Origin of the sequence: Escherichia sp. WS1152, assembly GCF_046487665.1 — a bacterium.
GTDB lineage: Bacteria > Pseudomonadota > Gammaproteobacteria > Enterobacterales > Enterobacteriaceae > Escherichia > Escherichia coli.
The window spans coordinates 711,436-726,087 of record NZ_JBJQJA010000001.1; the positions used below are offsets into that span (position 1 = coordinate 711,436).

The window sequence follows — 14,652 nt, forward strand, 5'->3', positions numbered from 1 at the left end:
GTACCCGTGATTTCTCTATAACTATAACTCACAGAACAACTTAGCGAGGAGCAGAGCGGTACGATCGTGAGAAACCCATTAAAGCACGCTGCAGTGCGTGTCATTTTAACCGGATGCGGCGTGAACGCTTTATCCGGACAACGATACTGACCGATCGTCTGCAATTAAATAATTACTCATTACCCCATTGATTCAAAAACTCTGCGATCTCATCAATGCGTACGGGATTAATCCCCGCTTCAGCAGCCATTTCATGTTGGGCTTCTTCGCTGATCTCTTCATTGTTCATCAAACGGGTGAGCAGTAACTGGAAGTAGTGGGCCAGCGGTGTGCGTTCAGCGTCTGCGACAGGCTCTGCGCATTCGGTCGCGTACTCATCGGCAATATCAAAATATTTTAGCGGGATATCGTGGTTCATTATTTGCCCCTGGGGTTAATGCGCTAAGCATAAGGGCGGATGATAGCACTCGTGATCCGGGTCATACATCTTTTTATAGTTAATGGCGCGGCGCATTACCCTCAGGCAGGATAATGCGGCGCGCATCCGACTATTACGTTTCGCTCACTGGCGTTCTGTCACCTTCGTACAGCGGCACTTTGCGATAGCGGCGGATCAGATACCACAAATATGCGCCGCCTAACGAAGCCCATACCAGACCCAGCGTCAGCGAGGTGGCTTCGAGGTTAATCCACAGCACGCCCACCGTCAGCGCGCCAACCAGCGGCATTAATAAATAGTGGAAGTGTTCCTTCCAGCTTTTATTCATTCCTTTGCGCCGCCAGAAGTGGTTGAACACCGACAGGTTAACGAAGGTAAACGCTACCAACGCGCCGAAGTTAATTAACGCTGTGGCGGTAACTAAATCGAAGAACAGCGCCGACATCGCGACAATCCCGACCATAATGACGTTCAGTGCCGGAGTCCGCCATTTCGGATGCACATAGCCAAACACGCGCTCCGGAAACACATTGTCGCGCCCCATCACATACAGCAGACGTGACACGCTGGCATGTGAGGCCAGGCCAGACGCTAACGTGTTCACAAACGTGGTGCAAAGGAAAATCGACTGGAACAGCTTACCGCCGACGTACAGCGCAATTTCAGGCAGTGCGGCGTCCGGGTCTTTAAAGCGGCTGATATCGGGAAAGAACAGCTGCATAAAGAACGACGCCGCGATAAAGATAACGCCGCCGTATACCGCCGTCAGGAAGATGGCTTTCGGGATCACGCGTGCGGCGTCCGGCGTCTCTTCCGAAAGCGTGGTCACCGCATCGAAACCGAGGAACGAGAAACAGACAATCGTCGCACCGGTAATAATCGGGATCAGGTGCGCGTTCTCGCTGATAAACGGCTGAAGTGACCAGACGGTGCCAACGCCTTCTCCTTTATGCAGTCCCTGAACCACCAGGAAGATAAACACCACCATGATGGAAATTTGCACCAGTACAAACAGGGTATTGAAGTTAGCGACCAGGTTGACGCTCTTCAGATTCGCGGCGGTTAAAATGGCGACGAAGGTTACCACCCACACCCACGGCGGCACTTCCGGGAAGAGGGCGGAGAGATAGATTTTCGCCAACAAAACGTTGATCATTGGCAAAAAGAGATAATCCAGCAGTGATGACCAGCCGACCATAAATCCGACGTGCGGATTAATCGACTTTTGCGCGTAGGTATAGGCCGAACCGGCCTCCGGAAACTGGCGAACCAGTTTGCCGTAGCTGATAGCGGTAAACAGCACGCCCGCCAGCGCCAGCAAATAGGACGCTGGAACGTGACCGTCGCTAATGCCGGAGACAATACCAAAAGTATCAAATACGGTCATCGGCGTGAGATAGGCCAGACCCATCATTACCACCTGCCACAATTTCAGTGATTTTCGCAGACGGGTTTTGCCGGGTTGCGCAGCAATATTCAGTGGTGAATTAATAGCCATAATTGCTGCCTCCCCTGCGTAATAAGGTTTGCGGTCGTGTCGACCTGAAATCAAACCTGTTTAGCAAGGGAAGCAAAGGGGGCGGAGTCCAGTCAGTAGCAGGAGGGGCGCATACGCAGCCTCCCTCGCCATGCGGGGATTTAATCATCGGCATCATCTCATTTCCTCGTCACAGTCTTAATCGTTAACGGAAGCCCGTTGCCGCCTGCGCTCCATAACGCGACATCCGGGAAATGTCTGGATTACCAGCAAATGTCAGGCCTGGCTCCGCTCAGGCCGATGAAACAACCCCGCATGGGGAATTACGCGTTTTTCAACATCCACTCAATTTCTGTTTCTGTGATGAGGCGCTCAAACTGCAACAGCTCATCATTTTTACAGGCGTGATACACATGGCAAAACCGTTCGCCTAAATAGCGGCGCAGGTGATCATTCTCGATAAACTCACCCAGGGCATCGCTCTGGCGAATCGGGAAGGGTAAGCCTTCCTGTTCCAGCCCGTTGCCTTCGACTTCTTCCTGCAACGGCAGCTCGTTATCAAGGCCATGCAAAATACCGGCAAAAATCGCTGCCATCACCAGATATGGGTTGGCATCGGCACCCGCCACGCGATATTCCACGCGGTGATTATGACGGTCGCCGCACGGAATACGCAGGGCGACGGTGCGGTTGTTATGGCCCCACGACGCCTGCGTCGGCACATACATTCCCGGCTGGAAGCGGCGATACGAGTTCACGTTTGGTGCCAGCAACGCCATCGACGACGGCATCAGGTCAATCATCCCGGCGAGCATCTTTTTCAGCAGCGGCGAATCTTCGCCTTCCGCGTCAGAAAGCACGTTCTCGCCACGGTTATTTTGCATACTGATATGGATATGCATTCCGCTGCCCGCGTGCTCTTCATACGGCTTCGCCATAAAAGTGGCGTGCATCTTATGCTTTTCTGCCATCAGACGCACCAGGCGTTTTAGCGCCAGCGCATCATCGCAGGCTTCCAGCACGTTATCGGTATGGTAAAGGTTGATTTCAAACTGACCCGGCGAGGCTTCGGCGACCGCACCGTCGGCGGGAATTAACTGTAACTGCGCCAGTTCATCAATATCATTGAGCACATCGGCGAAGTGGTTGAGGTTATCAACGGAGTAAACCTGGCTTTGTGTATTGCGGTCATCGGTGCCGGGCGCGCAGGGCGGTTGCAGATACCCTTCAGCGTCGCGCTGACGATCCAGTAAATAGAACTCCAGCTCTACCGCTACAACCGGGAACAATCCGCGCTGGCGTAGCTGCTGCCACAGGCGGTTAAGAACGTTCCGCGGCTCAACGTCAAAGGGAGCGCCATCTTCATCGACCATGGTCAGGAGCATCTGACCGATAAACTCTGGATCGGCGGCAGAAGGGGTTAAGGAACCGAGAACAGGAACACAAGTACGATCCGGCTCGCCCATTTCCTGACCCAGACCCGCTTCTTCTACTACGTTGCCCAGAATATCCATTGCAAACACCGAGGCCGGGAAATAACACCCTTTCTCCAACTTCTTCAGGCTTGAAACAGGGATACGTTTTCCACGGAAGCAACCATTCAAATCAGTAAGTAAAACATCAACATATTGCGTATTCGGGTAGCGCTCCAGGTAGCGTTTCACTTCCTGCGTAAAGGCGCTACCCCGCCTCTCTTCTGACTGCTGAACAAAGTTCTCTACTTCAACGATATTGGTTTCCATGATTCTTCGCCTTTGGTTTGTTTTCCGCTCGTTATCAAAGCGTAAAATATAATGACCACCATTCGAATCTGTATGCAAACTAAATGTTTGTCAAATGTTAAATTGAGTTTGCAAAAATGAAAACCCACTGCTAGATTGAAAAAATATTGAACATAAAGGTCATTTAAACCGCAGTAATGGCGATAATTTAGTCCACTTTGTGAGATTGAGCATGGAAAATATAATGAACAATCCGGTTATCGGTGTCGTAATGTGCAGGAACAGGCTTAAGGGTCATGCGACCCAGACTCTGCAAGAAAAGTACCTGAATGCCATCATCCACGCAGGCGGCTTGCCAATTGCGCTACCACATGCGCTGGCGGAACCGTCATTACTTGAACAACTTTTGCCGAAACTCGATGGCATTTATCTTCCTGGTAGTCCCAGCAATGTGCAGCCGCACCTATATGGTGAAAACGGCGATGAGCCTGACGCCGATCCCGGGCGTGATCTTCTGAGCATGGCGTTAATTAATGCCGCACTCGAAAGGCGCATCCCCATTTTCGCCATCTGCCGGGGTTTACAAGAACTGGTGGTGGCAACCGGTGGTTCGTTGCATCGCAAGCTGTGCGAACAGCCTGAATTGCTGGAACATCGGGAAGATCCCGAACTGCCGGTGGAACAGCAATATGCACCGTCGCATGAAGTTCAGGTTGAAGAGGGGGGATTACTGTCTGCGTTGTTACCTGAATGTAGCAACTTTTGGGTAAACTCTCTACATGGACAAGGGGCGAAGGTCGTTAGCCCACGGTTGCGTGTTGAAGCTCGCTCGCCGGATGGCTTAGTTGAGGCGGTTAGCGTCATCAATCATCCTTTTGCGCTGGGCGTACAGTGGCACCCGGAATGGAACAGTAGCGAGTACGCGCTTTCGCGTATATTGTTCGAGGGCTTTATCACCGCTTGTCAGCACCATATCGCTGAAAAACAGCGACTCTGACCACTACAGTTTAAGGAAATGCAAATATGAGTGATGAGGGACTGGCGCCAGGAAAACGCTTGTCGGAAATCCGCCAGCAGCAGGGGCTTTCACAACGTCGTGCCGCCGAACTCTCCGGGCTGACTCACAGTGCTATCAGTACGATAGAACAAGATAAAGTCAGCCCTGCCATCAGTACGCTGCAAAAGCTGCTGAAGGTGTATGGTCTGTCACTCTCGGAATTCTTTTCCGAGCCGGAAAAACCTGATGAGCCGCAGGTCGTCATTAATCAGGACGACTTAATTGAGATGGGCAGTCAGGGTGTGTCAATGAAGCTGGTTCATAACGGTAACCCGAATCGCACGCTGGCGATGATCTTTGAAACGTACCAGCCGGGCACAACCACTGGGGAAAGAATTAAGCATCAGGGTGAGGAAATAGGCACTGTACTGGAAGGTGAAATTGTTCTGACGATTAATGGTCAGGATTATCATCTCGTCGCGGGGCAAAGTTATGCCATTAATACCGGCATCCCGCACAGTTTCAGTAATACGTCGGCAGGTATTTGCCGAATTATCAGCGCCCATACGCCCACCACGTTTTAATCTTTTTGTTCTGTAAGCCGGGTAAGCGCAATGCGCCCGGCAATCTATACACAAAATCATTCAAGTTGCATCAAGGCGGCAAGTGAGCGAATCCCGATGAGCTTACTCAGGTAAGTGATTCGGGGGAGCGAACGCAGCCAAGGCAGAGGCGGCTTGAAGGATGAAGTGTATATAAAGAATGTCGCCAGAAATAAACGGGCATACGGCCCGGGGATCTCTGCGCCCTGACGTTCACAAACTGCATATATCTGATAGACGTGAAACAGGAGTCATAATGAATTTTCATCATCTGGCTTACTGGCAGGATAAAGCGTTAAGTCTCGCCATTGAAAACCGCTTATTTATTAACGGTGAATATACTGCTGCGGCGGAAAATGAAACCTTTGAAACCGTTGATCCGGTCACCCAGGCACCGCTGGCGAAAATTGCCCGCGGCAAGAGCGTCGATATCGACCGTGCGGTGAGCGCAGCACGCGGCGTATTTGAACGCGGCGACTGGTCACTCTCTTCTCCGGCTAAACGTAAAGCGGTACTGAATAAACTCGCCGATTTAATGGAAGCCCACGCCGAAGAGCTGGCACTGCTGGAAACTCTCGACACCGGCAAACCGATTCGTCACAGTCTGCGTGATGATATTCCCGGCGCGGCGCGCGCCATTCGCTGGTACGCCGAAGCGATCGACAAAGTGTATGGCGAAGTGGCGACCACCAGTAGCCATGAGCTGGCGATGATCGTGCGTGAACCGGTCGGCGTGATTGCCGCCATCGTGCCGTGGAACTTCCCGCTGTTGCTGACTTGCTGGAAACTCGGCCCGGCGCTGGCGGCGGGAAACAGCGTGATTCTAAAACCGTCTGAAAAATCACCGCTCAGTGCGATTCGTCTCGCGGGGCTGGCGAAAGAAGCAGGCTTGCCGGATGGTGTGTTGAACGTGGTGACGGGTTTTGGTCATGAAGCGGGGCAGGCGCTGTCGCGTCATAACGATATCGACGCCATTGCCTTTACCGGTTCAACCCGTACCGGGAAACAGCTGCTGAAAGATGCGGGCGACAGCAACATGAAACGCGTCTGGCTGGAAGCGGGCGGCAAAAGCGCCAACCTCGTTTTCGCCGATTGTCCGGATCTGCAAAAAGCGGCAAGCGCCACCGCCGCAGGCATCTTCTACAACCAGGGCCAGGTGTGCATCGCCGGAACGCGTTTGTTGCTGGAAGAGAGCATCGCCGATGAATTCTTAGCCCTGTTAAAACAGCAGGCGCAAAACTGGCAGCCGGGCCATCCACTTGATCCCGCAACCACCATGGGCACCTTAATCGACTGCGCCCACGCCGACTCGGTCCATAGCTTTATTCGGGAAGGCGAAAGCAAAGGGCAACTGCTGCTGGATGGTCGTAACGCTGAGCTGGCTGCCGCCATCGGCCCGACCATCTTTGTGGATGTAGACCCGAATGCGTCCTTAAGCCGCGAAGAGATTTTCGGTCCGGTGCTGGTGGTCACGCGTTTCACATCAGAAGACCAGGCGCTACAGCTTGCCAACGACAGCCAGTACGGCCTTGGCGGGGCGGTATGGACGCGCGACCTCTCCCGCGCGCACCGCATGAGCCGCCGCCTGAAGGCTGGTTCCGTCTTCGTCAATAACTACAACGACGGCGATATGACCGTGCCGTTTGGCGGCTATAAGCAGAGCGGCAACGGTCGCGACAAATCCCTGCATGCCCTTGAAAAATTCACCGAACTGAAAACCATCTGGATAAGCCTGGAGGCCTGAAATGACCGAACATACCAGCAGTTACTACGCCGCCAGTGCGAATAAATACGCGCCATTCGACACGCTGAATGAGTCGATTTCCTGCGACGTTTGCGTGGTCGGCGGCGGCTATACCGGGCTCTCTTCCGCGCTGCATCTGGCGGAAGCGGGCTTTGACGTAGTGGTTCTCGAAGCCTCACGCATCGGCTTTGGCGCAAGCGGGCGCAATGGCGGGCAGCTTGTGAACTCCTACAGCCGCGACATCGACGTGATCGAAAAAAGCTACGGCATGGACACCGCCCGTATGCTCGGCAGCATGATGTTCGAAGGTGGTGAGATCATCCGCGAACGTATCAAACGTTATCAGATTGACTGCGACTACCGCCCCGGCGGCCTGTTTGTGGCGATGAATGATAAACAGCTCGCCACACTTGAAGAGCAGAAAGAGAACTGGGAACGCTACGGCAATAAACAGCTGGAATTGCTGGACGCCAACGCCATTCGCCGTGAAGTAGCCAGCGATCGCTATACCGGTGCGCTGCTGGATCACAGCGGTGGGCATATTCATCCGCTAAACCTCGCCATTGGCGAAGCGGACGCCATCCGCCTCAACGGCGGGCGCGTGTATGAACTTTCTGCCGTGACGCAGATCCAGCACACCACGCCAGCCGTTGTGCGAACTGCCAAAGGTCAGGTGACGGCGAAGTATGTGATTGTCGCCGGGAATGCGTATCTGGGCGATAAAGTAGAGCCGGAACTGGCGAAACGCAGCATGCCGTGCGGCACGCAGGTGATCACCACCGAACGGCTGTCGGAAGATTTAGCCCGTTCGCTGATCCCGAAAAACTACTGTGTGGAAGACTGTAACTATCTGCTTGATTACTACCGTCTTACCGCCGACAACCGCCTGCTGTACGGCGGCGGCGTGGTCTACGGCGCGCGCGACCCGGATGACGTTGAGCGCCTTGTGGTGCCGAAACTGCTGAAAACCTTCCCGCAGCTGAAGGGCGTGAAAATTGATTACCGCTGGACGGGCAACTTCCTGCTGACCTTGTCGCGCATGCCGCAGTTCGGTCGCCTTGATACCAACATCTATTACATGCAGGGCTACAGCGGCCACGGCGTCACCTGTACCCATCTTGCCGGGCGTCTGATTGCCGAACTGCTGCGCGGCGACGCCGAACGTTTCGATGCCTTCGCCAATCTGCCGCATTACCCGTTCCCCGGCGGGCGCACGCTGCGCGTGCCATTTACCGCGATGGGCGCGGCTTATTACAGCCTGCGCGATCGTCTGGGCGTTTAATTTCCGATTAACAGTGAAGAGTCAAAAGGTGTGAAACATGAGCAACAATGAATTCCATCAGCGTCGTCTTTCTGCTACCCCACGCGGGGTTGGCGTGATGTGTAACTTCTTCGCCCAGTCGGCAGAAAACGCTACGCTGAAGGACGTAGAGGGCAACGAATACATCGATTTCGCCGCAGGCATTGCGGTGCTGAATACCGGGCATCGCCACCCTGATCTGGTCGCGGCGGTGGAGCAGCAATTGCAACAGTTTACCCACACGGCGTATCAGATTGTGCCGTACGAAAGCTACGTCACGCTGGCGGAGAAAATTAACGCCCTTGCCCCAGTGAGCGGGCAGGCTAAAACCGCATTCTTCACTACCGGTGCGGAAGCGGTGGAAAACGCGGTGAAAATTGCTCGCGCCCATACCGGACGACCTGGCGTGATTGCGTTTAGCGGTGGCTTCCACGGTCGTACATATATGACCATGGCGCTGACCGGAAAAGTTGCGCCGTACAAAATCGGCTTCGGCCCGTTCCCTGGTTCGGTGTATCACGTACCTTATCCGTCAGATTTACACGGCATTTCAACACAGGACTCCCTCGACGCCATCGAACGCTTGTTTAAATCAGACATCGAAGCGAAGCAGGTCGCGGCCATTATTTTCGAACCGGTGCAGGGCGAGGGCGGTTTCAACGTTGCGCCAAAAGAGCTGGTTGCCGCCATTCGCCGCCTGTGCGACGAGCACGGTATTGTGATGATTGCCGATGAAGTGCAAAGCGGCTTTGCGCGTACCGGTAAACTGTTTGCCATGGATCATTACGCCGATAAGCCGGACTTAATGACGATGGCGAAAAGCCTCGCGGGCGGGATGCCGCTTTCGGGCGTGGTCGGTAACGCGAATATTATGGACGCGCCCGCGCCGGGCGGGTTGGGTGGCACCTACGCCGGGAACCCGCTGGCGGTGGCTGCCGCGCACGCGGTGCTCAATATTATCGACAAAGAATCACTCTGCGAACGCGCGAATCAACTGGGCCAGCGTCTCAAAAACACGTTGATTGATGCCAAAGAAAGCGTTCCGGCCATTGCTGCGGTACGCGGCCTGGGGTCGATGATTGCGGCAGAGTTTAACGATCCGCAAACGGGCAAGCCGTCAGCGGCGATTGCACAGAAAATCCAGCAACGCGCGCTGGCGCAGGGGCTGCTCCTGCTGACCTGTGGCGCATACGGCAACGTGATTCGCTTCCTGTATCCGCTGACCATCCCGGATGTGCAATTCGATGCGGCAATGAAAATTTTGCAGGATGCGCTGAGCGATTAATAGCCCAACGCAATAATGTCTGATGCGCTGCGCTTATCAGGCCTGCAAACGACGTATTGATTATGTATGCCGAATAAAGCATTCACGCCGCATCCTGCAAGTTGTATTGCTCAACTTCGCTAAATCTGGTGCTTTTTCAACAACGCGCGGAACTGATGATAAGTTAACCCCAGTAATTCAGCCGCGCGCTTCTGGTTATATTTCCCTTGTTGCAAACTGAGTTGCAGCAACTCTTTTTCCTGCTGCATCTGAAACTCACGTAAATCCAGCGGCAGTGTTGGAAGCGAGGTGGTTTCTGAAACGGCGATAGCGTCTTCAGGCGGACGCCGTTTAAAGGGATCAATAATGATGTCATCAAGCGGATAATCGCTGGTGCCGTGGCGATACACTGAACGTTCCACCACGTTTTTCAATTCACGAATATTTCCCGGCCAACGATAATTCAGCAATGTTTCTCTGGCGCGCTCCGTAAACCCCGGGAACAGAGGCAGCTTGATTTCCCGACACATCTGGATGGCAAAGTGTTCTGCCATCAACATTATGTCGCTTTCGCGCTCGCGCAGTGGTGGCAGTTGTACAACATCAAAAGCCAGTCGGTCGAGCAGGTCAGCGCGAAAAGTGCCTTCATTGACCATCGCCGGGAGATCGGCATTCGTCGCGCATACCAACCGCACATTCACCTGCAATGGCTGGCTGCCGCCAACGCGCTCCAGTTCACCGTACTCAATCACGCGCAATAATTTCTCCTGCACCATCATCGGTGCCGTAGCGAGTTCATCAAGAAATAGCGTACCGCCGTCGGCACGTTCAAATCTCCCAGGATGACGTTTTTGCGCACCGGTAAACGCCCCCGCTTCGTGACCAAACAGTTCGGAATCCAGCAGATTTTCATTTAACGCCGCGCAGTTAAGGGAAATAAACGGCCCTTGCCAACGGGAGGAGAGATAATGCAGGCGGCTGGCAATCAGCTCTTTACCGGTGCCGCGTTCGCCGATGATGAGCACCGGTTTGTCCAGCGGTGCGAGATGCGAAACCTGTTCCAGCACTTCGAGAAAGCTGTTCGCCTCACCAAGTAAATTATCTTTGTATTCTGCCATGATGAAATTCGCCACTTGTTAGTGTAATTCGCTAACTCATCCTGGCATGTTGCTGTTGATTCTTCAATCAGATCTTTATAAATCAAAAAGATAAAAAATTGGCACGCAAATTGTATTAACAGTTCAGCAGGACAATCCTGAACGCAGAAATCAAGAGGACAACATTATGGGTATTTTTTCTCGCTTTGCCGACATCGTGAATGCCAACATCAACGCTCTGTTAGAGAAAGCGGAAGATCCACAGAAACTGGTTCGTCTGATGATCCAGGAGATGGAAGATACACTGGTTGAAGTACGTTCTACTTCGGCGCGCGCGTTGGCAGAAAAGAAACAGCTGACTCGCCGTATTGAACAAGCGTCGGCGCGTGAAGTTGAATGGCAGGAAAAAGCCGAACTGGCGCTGCTGAAAGAGAGAGAGGATCTGGCACGTGCAGCGTTAATTGAAAAACAGAAACTGACCGATCTGATTAAGAGCCTGGAACATGAAGTGACGCTGGTGGACGACACGCTGGCACGCATGAAGAAAGAGATCGGTGAGCTGGAAAACAAATTGAGCGAAACACGCGCTCGCCAGCAGGCATTGATGTTACGTCATCAGGCGGCAAACTCGTCGCGCGATGTGCGTCGTCAGCTGGACAGTGGCAAACTGGATGAAGCAATGGCTCGTTTCGAATCTTTCGAACGTCGTATTGACCAGATGGAAGCGGAAGCAGAAAGCCACAGCTTCGGTAAACAAAAATCGCTGGACGATCAGTTTGCCGAACTGAAAGCCGATGATGCAATCAGCGAACAACTGGCACAATTAAAAGCCAAAATGAAGCAAGACAATCAATAATAACATCCAGGCGGCGTCCGAACGCGCCGCCGCTCATCGTCTAAGGAGTACTTATGAGCGCGCTATTTCTGGCTATTCCGTTAACCATTTTTGTGCTGTTTGTTTTACCGATCTGGTTATGGCTGCATTACAGCAATCGTTCTGGTCGCAGTGAATTGTCGCAAAGTGAGCAGCAGCGATTAGCGCAACTGGCTGATGAAGCAAAACGGATGCGCGAACGTATTCAGGCGCTGGAATCTATTCTTGATGCAGAACATCCGAACTGGAGGGATCGCTAATGGCGGGCATTAATCTCAATAAAAAATTATGGCGTATTCCACAGCAGGGCATGGTCCGCGGCGTCTGCGCCGGGATTGCCAACTATTTTGATGTACCGGCAAAACTGGTGCGTATCCTGGTGGTGCTGTCGATTTTCTTCGGTCTGGCGCTGTTTACCCTGGTTGCTTACATCATTTTGTCATTTGCGCTTGATCCAATGCCGGACAACATGGCCTTTGGTGAGCAGCTACCTTCCAGCAGCGAATTGCTGGATGAAGTCGACCGTGAACTGGCGGCAAGTGAAACGCGTTTACGCGAGATGGAACGTTATGTCACTTCCGATACTTTCACGTTACGTAGCCGTTTCCGTCAACTGTGAGGAAAGTTATGAATACTCGCTGGCAACAGGCCGGGCAAAAGGTAAAGCCTGGTTTCAAATTAGCAGGCAAGCTGGTACTTCTTACCGCACTGCGCTATGGCCCGGCGGGTGTAGCGGGCTGGGCGATAAAATCAGTTGCTCGCCGACCGCTGAAAATGTTGCTGGCTGTGGCGCTGGAACCGCTGTTAAGTCGGGCTGCTAATAAACTGGCACAGCGTTATAAAAGGTGAGGGGAGTTTCGCAAAAATTGTTAAATCTCAGGCGTATAATGGATGGCAATTTTCATCCATAGAAGGACGCTTACATGTTTAAAAAAGGCTTACTTGCTCTGGCACTGGTGTTTTCACTGCCCGTTTTCGCCGCTGAACACTGGATCGATGTTCGTGTTCCAGAGCAGTATCAGCAAGAGCACGTTCAGGGGGCCATCAATATTCCCCTGAAGGAAGTGAAAGAGCGCATTGCCACCGCCGTTCCGGATAAAAACGACACCGTGAAAGTGTATTGCAATGCCGGACGCCAGTCAGGGCAAGCAAAAGAGATCCTTAGCGAGATGGGATATACCCACGTTGAGAACGCCGGTGGCCTGAAAGACATCGCAATGCCGAAGGTCAAAGGTTAAAAGAATTCACCATGAGCGGCGCTTATGCGCCGTTTTTTTTCTGTCACACCTTATTTACATCCCCATAGATTATTTGCGTCAGCTCACAAATACGCTTTTTCCCTGGTAAAAAATGATTTCCTGCGTGACTAAAACCCTTGTGCTCAATTGACAGTTTATTTTCTGCGGAGTAGTCTCTCGTTTCATGGGACCGCTACCACGGAAAGGCAACATGAAACAGAAAATTACGGATTACCTGGACGAAATCTACGGTGGAACATTTACCGCAACTCATTTACAGAAACTTGTAACGCGTCTTGAGAGTGCGAAACGATTAATTACACAGCGACGTAAAAAACACTGGGATGAAAGTGATGTCGTGTTAATTACCTATGCCGATCAATTTCACAGCAATGATTTAAAACCATTACCCACATTTAATCAGTTTTACCATCAATGGCTGCAAAGCATTTTTTCACATGTTCATTTGTTGCCGTTTTATCCATGGTCATCTGATGATGGCTTTTCGGTAATTGATTATCATCAGGTCGCCAGTGAAGCGGGGGAGTGGCAGGATATTCAGCAACTCGGTGAATGCAGTCATTTAATGTTTGATTTTGTCTGCAACCATATGTCGGCAAAAAGTGAATGGTTTAAAAACTATTTACAACAGCATCCAGGTTTTGAAGATTTTTTTATTGCCGTTGACCCGCAAACCGATCTCAGCGCCGTCACTCGCCCGCGTGCGTTACCGTTATTAACGCCATTCCAGATGCGCGATCATTCAACGCGCCATTTATGGACCACCTTTAGTGACGATCAAATTGACCTGAATTACCGTAGCCCTGAAGTGTTGCTGGCGATGGTGGATGTTTTACTCTGTTACCTTGCGAAAGGTGCTGAGTATGTCCGCCTGGATGCCGTTGGCTTTATGTGGAAAGAGCCGGGAACAAGCTGCATCCATCTGGAAAAAACACATCTGATTATCAAACTGTTACGGTCGATTATTGATAACGTTGCGCCAGGTACAGTGATCATTACCGAGACCAATGTTCCGCATAAAGACAACATTGCTTACTTTGGCGCAGGCGATGACGAAGCACATATGGTGTACCAGTTCTCGCTGCCGCCACTGGTGCTGCATGCGGTGCAAAAACAGAACGTTGAGGCGCTTTGTGCGTGGGCGCAAAACCTGACACTACCTTCCAGCAACACCACCTGGTTTAACTTCCTCGCCTCTCACGATGGCATCGGGCTAAACCCGCTACGGGGCTTGTTGCCTGAAAGCGAAATATTAGAGCTGGTCGAGGCGTTACAGCAGGAAGGTGCATTAGTAAACTGGAAAAATAATCCCGACGGTACACGCAGTCCGTATGAAATAAATGTGACCTATATGGATGCGTTAAGCCGCCGTGAGAGTAGCGATGAAGAACGTTGCGCCAGGTTTATTCTCGCCCATGCGATTTTGTTAAGTTTCCCCGGTGTGCCAGCGATATATATTCAAAGTATTCTTGGCTCGCGTAATGATTACGCAGGTGTCGAAAAACTCGGATATAACCGTGCGATTAACCGTAAAAAATATCACAGTAAAGAGATAACCCGAGAACTGAACGATGAAGCTACATTAAGGCATGCGGTATATCATGAGTTGTCGCGTTTAATTACACTTCGTCGCAGCCATAACGAGTTTCATCCGGATAATAATTTTACCATTGATACGATTAATTCATCCGTAATGCGTATTCAAAGAAGTAACGCTGATGGTAATTGTCTGACTGGATTGTTTAATGTCAGTAAAAATATTCAGCATGTAAATATTACTAATCTGCATGGTCGGGATCTGATTAGTGAAGTTGATATATTGGGTAATGAAATAACGCTGCGCCCCTGGCAGGTTATGTGGATTAAATAAAAAGGAAC

The 14,652-nt window shown here is 51.9% G+C and carries 16 protein-coding genes; 11 read left to right on the top strand and 5 right to left on the bottom strand.

Annotated elements, in window-relative coordinates:
• Window positions 1–172 precede the first annotated feature (172 nt).
• From ACJHW7_RS03480 to puuA, 4 genes are all read right to left on the bottom strand, one after another.
• On the bottom strand, window positions 173–418 hold the full coding sequence (locus tag ACJHW7_RS03480) for a YmjA family protein (RefSeq protein WP_001015099.1): 246 nt from the start codon (window positions 416–418) through the stop codon (window positions 173–175).
• 133 nt (window positions 419–551) lie between these two features.
• A complete protein-coding gene (puuP, locus tag ACJHW7_RS03485; RefSeq protein WP_000996861.1) occupies window positions 552–1,937 on the bottom strand; it encodes a putrescine/proton symporter PuuP in 1,386 nt (461 codons plus the stop codon).
• A complete protein-coding gene (locus ACJHW7_RS03490) occupies window positions 1,927–2,091 on the bottom strand; it encodes a protein YmjE (protein WP_120795382.1) in 165 nt (54 codons plus the stop codon). Before ACJHW7_RS03490 ends, puuP begins: the two co-directional genes overlap by 11 nt.
• Window positions 2,092–2,239: 148 nt before the next feature.
• The gene (gene puuA, locus ACJHW7_RS03495; RefSeq protein WP_001296746.1) at window positions 2,240–3,658 is read right to left on the bottom strand and encodes a glutamate-putrescine ligase; all 1,419 of its coding nucleotides are present in this window, start codon (window positions 3,656–3,658) and stop codon (window positions 2,240–2,242) included.
• Between the two features lie 211 nt (window positions 3,659–3,869).
• Here puuA and puuD point away from each other — a divergent pair, with 211 nt between their 5' ends.
• From puuD to puuE, 5 genes are all read left to right on the top strand, one after another.
• Window positions 3,870–4,634, top strand: a complete 765-nt coding sequence (gene puuD / locus ACJHW7_RS03500; RefSeq protein ID WP_001307158.1) for a gamma-glutamyl-gamma-aminobutyrate hydrolase — start codon at window positions 3,870–3,872, stop codon at window positions 4,632–4,634.
• Window positions 4,635–4,660: 26 nt separating this feature from the next.
• Window positions 4,661–5,218, top strand: coding sequence for an HTH-type transcriptional regulator PuuR (gene puuR, locus ACJHW7_RS03505; RefSeq protein ID WP_001278727.1), 558 nt, complete (start codon window positions 4,661–4,663; stop codon window positions 5,216–5,218).
• A gap of 274 nt (window positions 5,219–5,492) precedes the next feature.
• The gene (puuC, locus tag ACJHW7_RS03510) at window positions 5,493–6,980 is read left to right on the top strand and encodes an aldehyde dehydrogenase PuuC (RefSeq protein WP_032296666.1); all 1,488 of its coding nucleotides are present in this window, start codon (window positions 5,493–5,495) and stop codon (window positions 6,978–6,980) included.
• A gap of 1 nt (window position 6,981) precedes the next feature.
• The gene (gene puuB, locus ACJHW7_RS03515) at window positions 6,982–8,262 is read left to right on the top strand and encodes a gamma-glutamylputrescine oxidase (RefSeq protein WP_000134843.1); all 1,281 of its coding nucleotides are present in this window, start codon (window positions 6,982–6,984) and stop codon (window positions 8,260–8,262) included.
• Window positions 8,263–8,299: 37 nt separating this feature from the next.
• A complete protein-coding gene (gene puuE / locus ACJHW7_RS03520; protein ID WP_000069228.1) occupies window positions 8,300–9,565 on the top strand; it encodes a 4-aminobutyrate transaminase in 1,266 nt (421 codons plus the stop codon).
• Between the two features lie 119 nt (window positions 9,566–9,684).
• Here puuE and pspF read toward each other — a convergent pair whose 3' ends face one another.
• Window positions 9,685–10,662 carry a phage shock protein operon transcriptional activator gene (pspF, locus tag ACJHW7_RS03525; protein ID WP_000852835.1) on the bottom strand — a complete coding sequence of 326 codons (978 nt, stop codon included), beginning with the start codon at window positions 10,660–10,662 and terminating at the stop codon, window positions 9,685–9,687.
• A 166-nt stretch (window positions 10,663–10,828) separates the two neighbouring features.
• On the opposite strand from pspF, the gene pspA reads away from it, so the two are divergent.
• The 6 genes from pspA (at window position 10,829) to ycjM (ending at window position 14,644) form a co-directional block, all read left to right on the top strand.
• The gene (gene pspA, locus ACJHW7_RS03530) at window positions 10,829–11,497 is read left to right on the top strand and encodes a phage shock protein PspA (RefSeq protein ID WP_000511025.1); all 669 of its coding nucleotides are present in this window, start codon (window positions 10,829–10,831) and stop codon (window positions 11,495–11,497) included.
• A gap of 53 nt (window positions 11,498–11,550) precedes the next feature.
• On the top strand, window positions 11,551–11,775 hold the full coding sequence (pspB, locus tag ACJHW7_RS03535) for an envelope stress response membrane protein PspB (RefSeq protein ID WP_001274963.1): 225 nt from the start codon (window positions 11,551–11,553) through the stop codon (window positions 11,773–11,775).
• A complete protein-coding gene (gene pspC / locus ACJHW7_RS03540; RefSeq protein WP_000907382.1) occupies window positions 11,775–12,134 on the top strand; it encodes an envelope stress response membrane protein PspC in 360 nt (119 codons plus the stop codon). The genes pspB and pspC overlap by 1 nt, the downstream gene beginning before the upstream one ends.
• A gap of 8 nt (window positions 12,135–12,142) precedes the next feature.
• Window positions 12,143–12,364 (top strand): phage shock protein PspD, encoded by a 222-nt coding sequence (pspD, locus tag ACJHW7_RS03545; RefSeq protein ID WP_001295585.1) that lies wholly within the window; start codon window positions 12,143–12,145, stop codon window positions 12,362–12,364.
• Window positions 12,365–12,438: 74 nt separating this feature from the next.
• A complete protein-coding gene (pspE, locus tag ACJHW7_RS03550; RefSeq protein WP_000473109.1) occupies window positions 12,439–12,753 on the top strand; it encodes a thiosulfate sulfurtransferase PspE in 315 nt (104 codons plus the stop codon).
• Between the two features lie 211 nt (window positions 12,754–12,964).
• A complete protein-coding gene (gene ycjM, locus ACJHW7_RS03555) occupies window positions 12,965–14,644 on the top strand; it encodes a glucosylglycerate phosphorylase (RefSeq protein ID WP_000810500.1) in 1,680 nt (559 codons plus the stop codon).
• The last annotated feature ends 8 nt before the right edge of the window (window positions 14,645–14,652 follow it).

Bases quoted from the DNA above. Each gene is read 5' to 3' on its own strand.
- ACJHW7_RS03480 (WP_001015099.1), bottom strand. From the start codon at position 418: ATGAACCACGATATCCCGCTAAAATATTTTGATATTGCCGATGAGTAC.
- puuP (WP_000996861.1), bottom strand. From the start codon at position 1,937: ATGGCTATTAATTCACCACTGAATATTGCTGCGCAACCCGGCAAAACC.
- ACJHW7_RS03490 (WP_120795382.1), bottom strand. From the start codon at position 2,091: ATGCCGATGATTAAATCCCCGCATGGCGAGGGAGGCTGCGTATGCGCC.
- puuA (WP_001296746.1), bottom strand. From the start codon at position 3,658: ATGGAAACCAATATCGTTGAAGTAGAGAACTTTGTTCAGCAGTCAGAA.
- puuD (WP_001307158.1), top strand. From the start codon at position 3,870: ATGGAAAATATAATGAACAATCCGGTTATCGGTGTCGTAATGTGCAGG.
- puuR (WP_001278727.1), top strand. From the start codon at position 4,661: ATGAGTGATGAGGGACTGGCGCCAGGAAAACGCTTGTCGGAAATCCGC.
- puuC (WP_032296666.1), top strand. From the start codon at position 5,493: ATGAATTTTCATCATCTGGCTTACTGGCAGGATAAAGCGTTAAGTCTC.
- puuB (WP_000134843.1), top strand. From the start codon at position 6,982: ATGACCGAACATACCAGCAGTTACTACGCCGCCAGTGCGAATAAATAC.
- puuE (WP_000069228.1), top strand. From the start codon at position 8,300: ATGAGCAACAATGAATTCCATCAGCGTCGTCTTTCTGCTACCCCACGC.
- pspF (WP_000852835.1), bottom strand. From the start codon at position 10,662: ATGGCAGAATACAAAGATAATTTACTTGGTGAGGCGAACAGCTTTCTC.
- pspA (WP_000511025.1), top strand. From the start codon at position 10,829: ATGGGTATTTTTTCTCGCTTTGCCGACATCGTGAATGCCAACATCAAC.
- pspB (WP_001274963.1), top strand. From the start codon at position 11,551: ATGAGCGCGCTATTTCTGGCTATTCCGTTAACCATTTTTGTGCTGTTT.
- pspC (WP_000907382.1), top strand. From the start codon at position 11,775: ATGGCGGGCATTAATCTCAATAAAAAATTATGGCGTATTCCACAGCAG.
- pspD (WP_001295585.1), top strand. From the start codon at position 12,143: ATGAATACTCGCTGGCAACAGGCCGGGCAAAAGGTAAAGCCTGGTTTC.
- pspE (WP_000473109.1), top strand. From the start codon at position 12,439: ATGTTTAAAAAAGGCTTACTTGCTCTGGCACTGGTGTTTTCACTGCCC.
- ycjM (WP_000810500.1), top strand. From the start codon at position 12,965: ATGAAACAGAAAATTACGGATTACCTGGACGAAATCTACGGTGGAACA.